The organism is Glycomyces endophyticus, assembly GCF_039531525.1.
GTDB classification, from domain to species: Bacteria; Actinomycetota; Actinomycetes; order Mycobacteriales; family Micromonosporaceae; genus Glycomyces; species Glycomyces endophyticus.
The window spans coordinates 67799-80409 of sequence record NZ_BAAAQF010000005.1 but is presented as its reverse complement, the minus strand read 5'-3'; the positions used below and the strand labels follow the sequence as shown (position 1 = coordinate 80409).

The 12611-nt window shown below is 73.2% G+C and carries 9 protein-coding genes; 6 read left to right on the top strand and 3 right to left on the bottom strand.

Annotated features, from left to right (window positions below; genetic code table 11):
• Nucleotides 1-121 precede the first annotated feature (121 nt).
• Nucleotides 122-1261, top strand: a complete 1140-nt coding sequence (locus tag ABD419_RS06970) for a cytochrome P450 (protein WP_344483682.1) — start codon at nt 122-124, stop codon at nt 1259-1261.
• Nucleotides 1262-1352: 91 nt separating this feature from the next.
• Nucleotides 1353-1829 (top strand): NUDIX domain-containing protein, encoded by a 477-nt coding sequence (locus tag ABD419_RS06965; RefSeq protein ID WP_344483679.1) that lies wholly within the window; start codon nt 1353-1355, stop codon nt 1827-1829.
• Nucleotides 1830-2041: 212 nt separating this feature from the next.
• Here ABD419_RS06965 and bioD read toward each other — a convergent pair whose 3' ends face one another.
• From bioD to bioA, 3 genes are read right to left on the bottom strand one after another with little or no spacing between them, the layout of a single operon-like run.
• Nucleotides 2042-2704, bottom strand: coding sequence for a dethiobiotin synthase (gene bioD / locus ABD419_RS06960; protein WP_344483676.1), 663 nt, complete (start codon nt 2702-2704; stop codon nt 2042-2044).
• Complete coding sequence (locus ABD419_RS06955; RefSeq protein WP_344483673.1) at nt 2701-3831, bottom strand: aminotransferase class I/II-fold pyridoxal phosphate-dependent enzyme; 1131 nt, start codon at nt 3829-3831, stop codon at nt 2701-2703. Before ABD419_RS06955 ends, bioD begins: the two co-directional genes overlap by 4 nt.
• Nucleotides 3828-5150: an adenosylmethionine--8-amino-7-oxononanoate transaminase gene (gene bioA / locus ABD419_RS06950; RefSeq protein ID WP_344483670.1), complete on the bottom strand. Its 1323-nt coding sequence runs from the start codon at nt 5148-5150 to the stop codon at nt 3828-3830. Before bioA ends, ABD419_RS06955 begins: the two co-directional genes overlap by 4 nt.
• Before the next feature lie 394 nt (nt 5151-5544).
• On the opposite strand from bioA, the gene ABD419_RS06945 reads away from it, so the two are divergent.
• The 4 genes from ABD419_RS06945 to ABD419_RS06930 all read left to right on the top strand — a co-directional run bounded on the left by ABD419_RS06945 (nt 5545) and on the right by ABD419_RS06930 (nt 12549).
• Entirely contained in the window at nt 5545-6843 is a 1299-nt protein-coding gene (locus tag ABD419_RS06945) for an MFS transporter (protein WP_344483667.1), read from the top strand.
• Between the two features lie 123 nt (nt 6844-6966).
• Entirely contained in the window at nt 6967-8211 is a 1245-nt protein-coding gene (locus ABD419_RS06940) for an ornithine cyclodeaminase, nickel-pincer nucleotide-dependent (protein ID WP_344483664.1), read from the top strand.
• Between the two features lie 212 nt (nt 8212-8423).
• On the top strand, nt 8424-11141 hold the full coding sequence (locus tag ABD419_RS06935; protein WP_344483661.1) for a cellulose binding domain-containing protein: 2718 nt from the start codon (nt 8424-8426) through the stop codon (nt 11139-11141).
• 286 nt (nt 11142-11427) lie between these two features.
• Nucleotides 11428-12549: a hypothetical protein gene (locus ABD419_RS06930; RefSeq protein ID WP_344483659.1), complete on the top strand. Its 1122-nt coding sequence runs from the start codon at nt 11428-11430 to the stop codon at nt 12547-12549.
• Nucleotides 12550-12611 lie beyond the last annotated feature (62 nt).

The following is a 12611-nucleotide window of genomic DNA, read 5'->3' as shown; positions in this document are numbered from 1 at the left end:
CCGGACGGCGTCCGCGGCGCGGCTCGACTGGCAAGGCCGGCCGGGGGTGAATTGCGCCGAAAGACTGAGAGCAGATTACCGTGAGCGGGCCTCGTACTTTCGGGGGAGGTAGGCTGCGCCCGTGCTCTTCGAGCTGTGGAAACATCCGCGCCCCGTCGCCCCGGTGTTCCGGCGCGACGGGCAGGTCGTGGTCGCCTCGCACCGTCTCGCCCGGGAGGTCCTCGCCGACCGCGAGCGGTTCTCGGCGGCGAACGCCCTGGACGCGGTCGTCCCCATCCCCACCGGTCCCCTGCGCGAACTCGCCTCCCACCGGTTCCGCCTCCCGGCGACGCTGGCCAACAACGACACCGCGTCGCACGGGCCGATCCGCGAGCGCTTCGGCGAGGTCTTCGCGCCCGCGCGCGTGGCGGCGCTGCGGCCCTGGCTCACCGGGCTGGTCCGCCGCACCGTCGCGGGGGCCGCGCACCGGCTGCGCGCGGGCGAGGCGGTCGACCTCGACGCGGCGGTGTCCTCGGAGGTCCCGCTCGCCGCGCTGGCGCGGCTGATGGGCCTCGACGTGCTCCTGGACGACGGCGCCGCGACCGCCGAGGTCAAGCGGTTCAGCCGCGCCGCCCTGGAGCTGTTCTGGGGCGACCCGGACCCGGCGCGCCAGCGCGAGCTGGCGGCCGAGGTGGGGCCGTTCCACGCGATGCTGCGCGGCTGGGCGGCCGAGTCCACCGGGGCGACGAGGGACCTCTTCGACGCGTACGGGGAGGACGCGGCGACGGCGGCGCTGTTCTTCCTCCTGGTCGCGGGCCAGGAGACGACGTCGCAGTTCCTGACGCTGCTGCTGCACCGCCTGGTCGTGGAGCCGGGGCTGCTGGCGTCGGCGCCCGGCGCGATCGTGGAGGAGGGCCTGCGGCTGCTCCCGCCGATCACGTCGTGGCGGCGGGTCGCTTTGCGGGACGGGGAGATCGGCGGGGTGGAGGTCCGTGCGGGGGACTCGGTCCTGGTGTGGCTCGCGGCCGCGGGCGCGGAGGAGGGCGTGGCGCGGTGCCCGGCGGCGATGGTCCCGGGCCAGCGCGGGTCGCGGCGGCATCTGGCGTTCGGCGCGGGGGCGCACCGGTGCCTGGGGAGCCAGCTCTCGCGGCTGGAGGCGGAGGTGGTGGTCGCCGAGTTCGCGCCGCTGCTCCCCCGCTGCGAGGTGGTCGCGGCCCCGGTGAGCGACCGGAACCTGTCGTTCCGGATGCCGAGCCCGCTGGTGGTGCGGCTGCGGAGGTGAGCGTGCTCGGCGGGACTGGCGGGCGGCGGCCCGGTCGGGTCCGCGCGTAATCGCGTTGCGCTGCGGGGCGCCGGCTTGCCAGGCTGGGCGGATGCCTGAGCCACTGGAGTTCCGCCAGCGCGGTGCCGCCTACGTCCTGCGCCGCGGTCCCGAGCAGACCGGGATCGAGGTCCTCGTGATGCTGCACCGGGACCACCCGGAGGCCGGGGTGCAGATCCCGGGGGGCGGGGCGCGGCCCGGCGAGACGCCCGGTGAGACGGCGATGCGCGAGGCGTTCGAGGAGACCGGCGTCCAGGGCCTCGCGTTCGGGGAGGTCGTGGGCAGCAAGCTGTTGGCGGTTCCGGAGTGGATCGCGTACGACCACCAGGTGACGACGTACTCGTGGCTGTCGAGCACGGACCCGCGGTCGGCTTGGGACCACACGGTCGCGGTCACCGGCGACGGCGACGACGGGCTGCGGATGCGCTGCGAGTTCCGGCCGGTCGCGGCGGCGGGGATCGAGTGGGGTCTGGACTGGCTGCTGGCGTTCGCCGTGCGGCGGTTCGCGGCCGGGGTGCGGGTCGGCTGAGGCCCGGGAGGGTTCGCGACCGGGCCGGGGCGGCCGCGTCCGGCCGGTCGGGTTCGTCTCGCCCGCATGGGTTCGCGCGGTCTCGAGGAGAGACGCGCGGGTGTCGCGCGATGCGGGCGCCGGGGGTAGGGGCGCCCGCATCGCGGTGATATGGACTGAATCAGACCAGATCGCTGCCAAATGTAGCGGAGCCCGGCAACCCCGCGGGCGGGTCAGCGGCGGGGGTCGGGTTCGGGGAGGAAGAACCACTCGCTCGCGGTGAGGCGGAACGCCTCCGGGTCGAGGGCGGCGGCGCCGTCGGGGATCCAGCCGAGGCGGTCGCCGGGGAGGTCGGTGAGGTTCTCGCGCTCGGCGATGCCGGGGTCGGGCGGCCAGGCGCCGATGACGACGGCGGCGGGGATGCCGCGGTGGGCGAGGGCTTCGAGGGTGAGCGCGGTGTGGTTGAGGGTGCCGAGGCCGGCGCGGGCGACGACGACGGCGGGGCAGCCGAGTTCGACGGCGAGGTCGCGCGCGGTCCAGCCGCCGGCGCCGAGTTGGACGAGGAGGCCGCCGGCGCCTTCGAGGAGGACGGTCTCGGCCTTCGACGCCAGGACGGTGTCGGCGACGGCGGCGAGGTCGAGGAGCGGGAGGCCGCTGCGGCGGGCGGCGGCGAAGGGCGCCAGCGGGTCGGGGTAGGAGGCGAGGGCGCGGGCGGGGGCGCCGGAGAGGCGGGTGATCTCGGCGGCGTCGTCGTCGTCGCCGGTCTGGGCGATCTTGACGACGTCGACGCTGCGGCCCTGGCGTATGAGGGCGGCGGCGAGTCCGGCGGTGGTGACGGTCTTGCCGACGCCGGTGTCGGTGCCGGTCACCAGGACCGGGCCTTCGAAGGGGATCACGGGCGTGCCTCCAGGACGGTGTCGAGGGCGTGTGCGAACTCGGCCGCGGGGACGCCGGTGTTGACGGTGATGCGCAGGCGGGAGCGGTGGTCGGGGGTGGACGGCGGCCGGAAGCAGCCGACGGCGACGCCGCGGTCGGCGCAGCGCGCGGCCCATGCGGTGGCGGCGCGGGCGTCGCCCGCAGGTGGGGAGCAGACGCCGGCGGCGGGCGCGGGGGCGTCGAGGGCCGCGGCGGCGAGGGCGGCGCGGCGGGCGAGTTCGGTTCGGGCGCCGTCGGATTCGCGGGCGACGACGAGGACGGCGGCGGCGCCGACGACGACGGCGGGCGGCGGGGCGGTGTCGTAGATGAAGGTGCGGCCGGTGTCGTGGAGGTGGCGGCGGAGGACGGCCGGTCCGGCGACGATGCCGCCGGCGGCGCCGAGGGCCTTGGAGAGGGTGGCGGTGATGACGACGCCGGGGTCCCCGGCGAGTCCGGCGGCGGCGGCGCCTCCGGCGCCGTGCGGGCCGATCGTGCCGACGGCGTGGGCCTCGTCGACGAGGAGGAGCGCGCCGTGCGCGGCGGTGAGCGCGTGGAGGTCGCGGAGCGGGGCGGCGTCGCCCAGGACGGAGTACACGGACTCGACGGCGACGAGGGCGGGCCGGAGGGTGCGGAGCCGGTGTTCGAGGTCGTCGAGGTCGTTGTGCGCGAACGTCTCCGGTCGGGCGCCCGCGAGGCGGGCGGCGTCGTGGAGGGAGGCGTGGGCGTGGGCGTCGAGGAGGACCGGGCCGGTGGCGAGCGCGGCGACCGCGCCGAGGTTGGCGAGGTACCCGGAGGAGTAGAGGACGGCGGCGCCGGTCCCGGTGTGGCGGGCGAAGTCCGCTTCGAAGGCCTCGTGGAGTGCGGTGGTGCCGCGCACCAGCCGCGATCCGCTCGCGCCGAGGCCGTGCTCGGCGAGCGCGTCGGCGGCGGCCGCGAGGACCGCCGGGTGGCGCGAGAGGCCGAGGTAGTCGTTCCCGGCGAGGTCCACGGCGTCGGCGCGGGGCCGCGCGGTGCGGGTGAGTCCGGCCTTCGCGCGCAGGTCCGCTCTGCGGGACAGGCGGTCCCAGACGGCGTGGGGCGTCGCGACGGCGGCGGGTCCGGCGCTCACGCGAGGACCTCGTCGATCGCGGCGTCGAGGGCGTCGACGAGGAGGTCGGCCTCGTCGTCGCCGAGGGTGAGGGGCGGCATGACGACGACGGTGTCGCCGAGGGGGCGGAGCCAGACGCCGCGGTCGCGGGCGGCCCGGCAGACGCGGAAGCCGGTGCGGTCGCCGTTCGGGGCGACCTCGACGCCGATCATGGTGCCGAGGCGGCGGACCTCGACGACGCCGTCCTTCGCGGCGACCGGTTCGAGGAGCTTGCCGAGGCGGTCGCCGAGGCGGGCGGCGCGGGCGACGACGTCCTGCTCCCCCATGACGCGGAGGTTCGCGAGCGCGGCGGCGCAGCACAGCGGGTTCGCGGTGTAGGTGTGGCCGTGGAAGAACGTGCGCGGCGACCGGTCGCCGGGGCGGGAGAGGAACGCCTCGTAGACGTGCTCGGCGGCGAGGACGGCCGACAGCGGCAGGTACCCGCCGGTGATGCCCTTCCCGCAGGTGAGGAGGTCGGGGACGACGCCGGCGTGCTCGGCGGCCCACATGCGGCCGGTGCGGCCGATGCCGGTGGCGACCTCGTCGAAGATGAGCAGCGCGCCGTACGTGTACGCGAGTCGCCGTGCGGTGCGCAGGAACTCGGCGTCGTGGTCGAGCATCCCGGCGGCGCCCTGCATCATCGGTTCGACGATGATCGCGCAGACCTGGTCGCCGTGCTCGTGCATCACCGATTCGAGGTGGGAGACGGCCGTGGTGAGCCGGTCGGGGTCGTGGACGCGGTCGCCGGGCGAGGCGATGCCGATGGTCTCCAGCAGCAGCGGCCGGTACGCCTCGTGGAACAGCTCGTGGCCGCCGACGGCGACGGCGCCGAGGGTGTCGCCGTGGTAGGCGTGGTCGAGGCGCACGAACTTGGGCCGGGGGTGCCCGGTCTGGGTCGAGTACTGGTAGGCGATCTTGAGGGCGGCCTCGACGGCGGAGGAGCCGTCCCCGGCGTAGAAGACCCTGGTCAGCTCGGGGTCGTCGCCTTTGGGGGCCAGCGCGATGAGGGTCTCGGCGAGCTCGATGCCGGGGGTGTGGGTGGCGCCGAGGAACGTGGCGTGGTCGAGCCGGGCGAGCTGGGCGGCGACGGCGGCGTTGACCTCCGGGTGGCCGTGCCCGAGCGTGGTGGTCCACAGTGAGGAGACGCCGTCGAGGTAGCGGCGGCCGTCGACGTCCCAGAGCCACGGCCCCTCGGCGCGGTCGACGACCGTGGGGTCGTCGCCGGTCCAGGTGGCGTGCTGGGTGAACGGGTGCCAGACGGCGGCGGCGTCCCTGGCGGTCCAGGAGGCACTGGCGGTCATCACGGCTCCTTAGTGGTTTCCTACAACGACCATTGGAGGGTACCGTCAGGGCGGCGGCGGGTTCGGGACCGTCCACCGTTATCGGACCGAGGCCCCGCGGCCGCCTGCCGCGGCAGTGGGCTTAGGCTGGGCGCGGTTTCGCGCGATCGGACCGGACCCACGGCGTCCGTCCAGGTTTTTTGCACTTTGAACACACTGGGATGCTTGACAACCTCCTGCGTCAGCGGCAGACTGGTGACACTTGCGGCAATCGCGGAGGATTGTCACTTACCGCCCCTTCAGGCATCGCACCCCCGGCGACGCCCCAGGAGCGCAGCACCGCCCGTTCCGTGCGCCGAGTCGAGCACCGTCGCCGCTGCGGGCGGACGGATCGTGGAATGGCAAGGAAGGCCCCGTGTCTGACCAGAACCCCAAGGCCGCCGACCCTGTCGGCGACCAGTCGGAGGCCGACCGCCGCCCCCGGTTCTCGGACGTCTTCGGCGACCGCGAGGCGGCCGCCTACCTCGGCGCGTTCTGCCTCTCCAACGCCGGCTCCATGCTCAACCGCGTCGCCGTCACCGCCCTCGTGTGGGCGAACACCGGCTCCTCCGCGCTCGCCGTCGCCTCCTTCGCCATCAGCTACGCCCCCTACCTCGGCCTCGCGCAGATCCTCGGCGCGATCGTCGACCGCTACGCCTACCGCAACGTCATGGTCGCCTGTGACGTCCTCCGCGCCGCCCTGATCGCCCTGCTGCTCATCCCCGACATGCCCGTGCCCGCGATGATGGCCGTGGTGTTCGCCGTCGCCGCCGTCCAGCCGGCCTACAACGCCGCGCGCACCGCGACGCTCGCGCAGATCCTCACCGGCGACCGGCTCTCCACCGCCATCGCGCTCACCTTCTCCACCGCGGCGGTCGCCCAGATCGTCGGGTTCCTCGCCGGCGGCCTGCTCTCCTCCATCGACCCGTACACGGCCCTGGCGGTGAACGCGGCCCTGTTCCTGGTCAGCGCGGTCGCGGTGCTCGGGCTGGTCCGGTACCGGCCCACCGTCAACAAGCGCGAGGAGCGGCGGCACGTCCTGGCCGAGACCGCCGACGGCATGAGAATGGTGTGGGACAACAAGGTCCTGCGCACCGTCTCGTTCGGGATCTGGGGCCTGTTCGCGCTGACCGCGGTCCCCGAGGGGGTCGCGGTGCTGTGGGCGGTGCACCTCGACCGCGGCGCGGCCACGCAGGGCCTCATCATGGCGATCGACGCGGCCGGCACCGTCGCCGGGACGCTCCTGTTCGCGCGGCTCGTGCGCCCCTCCCTGCGGCTCAAGCTCATCCGGCCGCTCGCGTTCCTCGCCCCGCTCGCGCTGACGGCCGCGCTGCTCGACCCGCCGCTGCCGGGCGTCCTCGTGCTCGCGTTCGGCGCGGGCCTGGCGACGATGACGATGGCGCCGATGAACGCGACGCTCGCGCAGTGCATCCCCGAAGGCTGGCGCGGCCGCGTCATCGCCGCGATCAACGCGGGCCTCCAGCTCAGCCAGGGCCTCGCCATCGCCGGCGTCGGCCTCGTCGCCGAACTCGGCGTGCCCATCCCGTACGTCGTGGGCGCCTGGGGCGTCCTCGGCTTCGGCATCCACGCGCTCCTCACCCGCGCCTGGCCGACCCCCGAGGAGATCGAGGCCGCGAAGGCCGCCGCCGCGCCGCCGCAGCCCGCGGCCCCCTGACGGCCCGCCCGGCGGTTCCCCCGGTCGGCGGAGTGCCCACGCCGTCCGGCGCCGCAGGAGGCTAGGCTCGATCCGGCGCCGCCCTGCCGGACCGCGGCGCCGGGACGCGACAGGAGCACCAACGTGGAACACGCAATGACCGTCGAGCTGCGCGGGCACCTCATCGACCAGGGCGTCTTCGCCCGGGTCATGGACGACGTGCTGGAGTACTCGGGGGCCTATTCGATCGACCGCTTCGACGTCGGGCGGCACCACACCGACGAGTCCTACGCGCAGCTCACCGTCTCCGCCGAGACCTCGGAGCTGCTCGAGCGGATCATCATGCGCCTCCAGACCCACGGCGCGAACCCGCTCGAACCCGGCATCGCCACGGTCAGGCCGGCCCCGCGCGACGGCGTCTTCCCCGAGGACTTCTACTCCACCACCAACTTCGACACCCAGGTCCGCCTCAACGGCGCCTGGATGGACGTCGAGAACTCCGAGATGGACTGCGGCATCATCGTCTCCGAGGACCACTCGCGCGCCTGGACGCTCCCGGTCTCCGACGTCCGCGCCGGCGAGCTCGTGGTCTGCGGCGGCGAGGGCGTCAAGGTCCTCCCGCTCCCCGAGCCCGAGCGCAAGAGCCCGGAGTCCTCGAACTTCGAGTTCATGAGCGGCGGCGTCTCCTCCGAGCGCCCCCAGGCGCTCCAGGTCCGGCAGATCGCCCAGCACATGCGCGAGGTCAAGGCCCGCGGCGAGAAGATCCTGTGGGTCGGCGGCCCCGCGATCGTCCACACCGGGGCCGGGAAGGCCCTGGAGGCGCTCATCAACGAGGGGTACGCCGACGTCGTCTTCGCCGGGAACGCCCTCGCCGCGCACGACATCGAGTCGAACCTGTTCGGCACCTCGCTCGGCGTCGACCTCGACAAGGGCCACGGCGTCCCGCACGGCCACGAGCACCACATCCGCGCGATCAACAAGATCCGCACCTGCGGCTCCATCGCCGCGGCCGTCGAGCAGGGCGTCCTCAAGGGCGGCATCATGCACGCGCTGGTGAAGAACCGCAAGGAGTTCGTGCTCGTCGGCTCCGTCCGCGACGACGGCCCGCTCCCCGACGTGCACACCGACGTCATCGACGGCCAGCGCGCCATGCGCGCGGCCCTGCCCGGCGTCGGGTTCGCGATCATGGTCGCGACCATGCTGCACTCCATCGCGACCGGGAACCTGCTGCCCGCGAAGGTGCCGCTGGTCAGCGTCGACATCAACCCGGCGACGGTCACCAAGCTCGCCGACCGCGGCTCGGCGCAGGCGATCGGCGTCATCACCGACATCGGCCTGTTCTGCGAGCAGCTCGCGGGCGAGCTGGTCGTGGGCTACAAGCGCGACTAGCGCATCCAAGGCTCCAGGGCGGTCGGCGTTCGCCGGCCGCCCTGTCCGCGTCCGTCGACAGCTCACATCGGACGGTCCGCGCCCGCGCAACTCAAGACATCGATTGACATCACTTTGATGGATGACTATATTTGGACGTCAAACTAACTTCCGGCATCCTAGGACCAGGCCCCGGCACGCCTGCGATGCCGCCCCTCAAGGAGAGCTGTCCGATGAGCAGAACCAGAGGCATCGGTCTCGTGACGGTGGGAGCGGTCACACTCGCGACCGCGGCGGTCGCCACGGTGACCGCCCATTCCCAGGACGTCGAGGCCCAGGCGGAGACCTACGAATGGAGCAACGCCGCCGTCGCGGGCGGCGGCTTCGTCCCCGGCATCGTCTTCAACGAGACCGAGGAGGACCTGATCTACGCCCGCACCGACATCGGCGGGCTCTACCGCTGGCAGGAGGGCTCCCAGACCTGGAAGCCCCTGCTCGACTGGGTCGGCTGGGACGACTGGGGCTACACCGGCGTCGTCTCCGTCGCGAGCGACCCGGTCGACCCCGAGCGCGTCTACGCCGCCGTCGGGACCTACACCAACGACTGGGACCCGAACAACGGCGCGGTCCTCTACTCCGACGACCGCGGCGACACCTGGGGCGTCGCCGAGCTCCCGTTCAAGCAGGGCGGCAACATGCCCGGCCGCGGCATGGGCGAGCGACTCGCGATCGATCCCACCGACAACTCGACCCTGTACCTCGGCGCGCCGAGCGGCAACGGGCTGTGGAAGTCCACCGACTACGGGCGCACCTGGGCCGAGGTCCAGAGCTTCCCGAACGCGGGCGACTTCGTCGTGACCCCCGGCGACCCCTACCTCGGGGACAACCAGGGCGTGCTGTGGACCGAGTTCCACGGGAGCAGCGTCTACGTCGGCGTCGCCGACCCCGACAACCCGGTGTACGTGTCCTCGAACGACGGCGCGACGTGGGCGCCGCTCGCCGGCGCCGCCCAGATCGGCACCGTCGACGGGTACGACAACCTCCCGAAGCAGGCCGCGGTCGACGAGGTCAACGGCTACCTGTACATCATCACCGCGTGGGACCCCGGGCCGTACAACGGCCCGCCGGCCGACGGCGCGCGCGGCGGCTCGGTGTGGCGGTACCAGATCGCGACCGGCACGTGGACCGAGATCCACCCCGGCCCGAACGCGGCGTCCTACCAGGGCTTCGGGTTCGGCGGTCTGACGCTGGACGCGCAGGACCCGGGCACCCTCATGGTCACCAGCGTCAACGCGTGGTGGCCCGACGAGACCACCTACCGGTCCACCGACTCCGGCGCGACCTGGACGCAGTCGTGGTCGTTCAACGGCTACCCGAACCGGGTCAACCGGTACACGATCGACGCGTCATCGGTGGGCTGGCTCGACTGGGGGACCTCCCCGAGCGCGCCCGAGCAGAACCCCAAGTGGGGCTGGATGATCGACTCGATGGCGATCGACCCCCACGACTCCGACCGGGTCATGTGGGGCACCGGTGCCACGATCTACGGGTCGACGAACCTGACGAACTGGGACGCGAACACGACGTTCACCGTGACGCCGATGGTCCACGGTCTGGAGGAGACCGCGGTGCAGGACCTCGCGGCCCCGCCGTCGGGACCCGAGCTGTACTCCGCGCTCGGCGACATCGGCGGCTTCGCGCACACCAGCCTGACGACCGTGCCCGGCGACTTCTTCCTGGCGCCGGCGCAGACGACCGCGACCTCGATCGACTTCGCCGAGCTCAGCCCGAGCACGGTGGTGCGGGTCGGGCACCTCGACGGGACCGTGAACATCGGGGTCTCCACCAGCAGCGGCTCCTCGTGGTGGGCCGGGCAGGTGCCGAGCGGCGCCACCGGCGGCGGCACCGTCGCGGTCACCGCGAACGCGGGCGCGATCGTGTGGGCGCCCGACGGCCTCGCGCCGCAGCGGTCGACGACGTACGGGTCCTCGTGGACGGCCGTCACCGGCCTGCCGACCGGCGCCCGCGTCGAGTCCGACCGGGCCGACGCCAACCGCGTGTACGGGTTCGGCGGCGGCCGGTTCTACTACTCCGCGAACGGCGGCGCGAGCTTCACGCAGGCCGCGTTCACCGGCTTCCCGGCCACCGGGAACGTCAGGTTCGGGGCCGTCCCTGGCAAGGCCGGGCACGTGTGGCTGGCCGGCGGCGCCCCGGACGGGACCTACGGGATGTGGCGGTCGACCGACGGCGGCGTCTCGTGGACCCAGGTCGGCGGGTTCGACCAGGCCGACACGGTCGGCTTCGGCGCGGCCGCGCCGGGCCAGTCGTACCCGGCCGTCTACGCCAGCGCCTCCCGGGGCGGCGAGCGCGGCATCTGGCGCTCGGTGGACCAGGGCGCGACGTGGACGCGGATCAACGACGACGCGCACCAGTGGGGCTGGACCGGTTCGGCGATCACCGGCGACCCGAACGTGTTCGGGCGCGTCTACATCGGCACGAACGGCCGGGGCGTGATCGTGGGCGAGTCCTCCGACTACGACCCGGGGACACCGACCGGCACGGTGTCGCCCACGGTCTCGCCGACGACCTCGGTGTCGCCGACCGTGTCGCCGTCGCCCACGCAGACGCCGACGGGCGGGCCGACGGGCTCGTGCACGGCCGCGTGGTCGTCGTCGAACGCGTGGCCGGGCGGGTACCAGGGCTCGGTGACGGTCACGAACTCGTCGGGCTCGGCGAAGACCGGGTGGACGCTGACGTGGACGTTCGCGAACGGCGAGCAGATCGGCAGCCTGTGGGGCGGCCGGTGGACGCAGAGCGGCTCGACGGTGACGGTGACCAGCGAGTCGTGGAACGGCTCGCTGGCGAACGGCGCCTCGGCGACGGTCGGGTACACCGCGTCGATGCCCGGCAGCGCCCCGGTGCGGCCGACCCCGACCTGCACGGTGAGCTGATCGCTTGAGCGCGTGGGGGCTAGAGGTGGCAAGCCCATCCCTAGCCCCCACCCACCCTGAGGGGACCGTAGCGCCCAGCATTGCCGAGGGGTGCGACGGAAACGCCGGGTCGAGGCCGGAATGTCACCCGATCGCGGGACGGGTGAGGTTCCCGACAGGAGCGCCGCGCCTACCGGTGGGTAGCGCTTTCCAAACCGCGGTTCGCCCGCTATGATCCCATTAAATCGATTCATTTCAATATCTCAATTGAAACGTTCGAATCGACGGGAACTCAAGGAGCACAACGATGTCCCCCACCGGCAATCCCACACGCAGACTCGCGCTCGCCCTCGCCTCGGCGGCGGCGATGCTCGTCGGCCTCCTCGGCGCCGTGGCACTCCCCGAAGCCGCAGTCGCGCAGGGGTGCGGCGCCGGCTCGCCGCACGCCACCGTCACCGGGTCCTCCGGCTCGTACACCACCAGGGAGGGCTCCACCACCGTCTACTCCGGCTCGGACTACCGCGCGGCGGTCCAGGCCGGCGTCGACACCATCTCCAGCGGCCAGCGCGTCGCCGTCATGGCCTCGGGCTCGATCGGCGCCAACACCATCACCATCCAGAGCGGCAAGACCTTCGAGGGCTGCGGCACCATCAACGTGGGCAACCGCTCCGGCCGCGGCGCGATCGAGTCGACCGGCACCACCAACGTGTACATCCCCTACCTCAAGATGACCGGCAGCCCGTACTTCGGCCTGCGGTTCAGCGGCACCACCGGCCTGCGCCTGGGCGACATCGACCTCACCCTCAGCGGCGGGCTCGGCATCCGGTTCGACCGCGACGCCGCCTGGAACTACGAGGTGCGGATGGACGACATCTACGTCTCGGGCGCCGGCAGCCACGCGGTCGAGACGTGGAACATCGACGGGCTCGACGTCTACAAGCTCGTCGCGGTGAACGTCGGCGAGTCGGGCCTGCTGATCCAGCGCTCGCGCAACGTGTGGGTCGGCCTGGTCGACGGGAACAACGTCGGGGCCGGGACCGGGTACGCGACCCTGCGGTTCGCGAACAACAACGGGCAGCTGGCGAACGGGTCGTACACCACGAACGTCTGGGTCGACAAGGTCGTCTCGCGCGGCGGCGGCCGCGGCGTCTTCTGCGTCTCGCAGTCGGGCGGCGCGATCATCAGGAACGTCGACCTGGCGAGCAACGGCAACAACTCGATCCTGATCGAGAACTGCTACAACCTGACGATCCAGGCCGGCACGGTCAACGGCGGGGGCGAGGTCCGCGTGGCCGCGCGCACGGAGTTCCCGAACAACAAGGACGTGTGGATCACCCTGACGGTGAACAACACCTCGGTCCGGGAGTCGCCGTGCGGCGACAACGTCAACTGGTACCTCAGCGGGAACGGGTCGCGGAACATCTGCTGACGCACCCGCCAGGCGCGGCCCCTCGGGCCCGCAGGAACGGCGACAGGGCCGGAGCGCGAGCT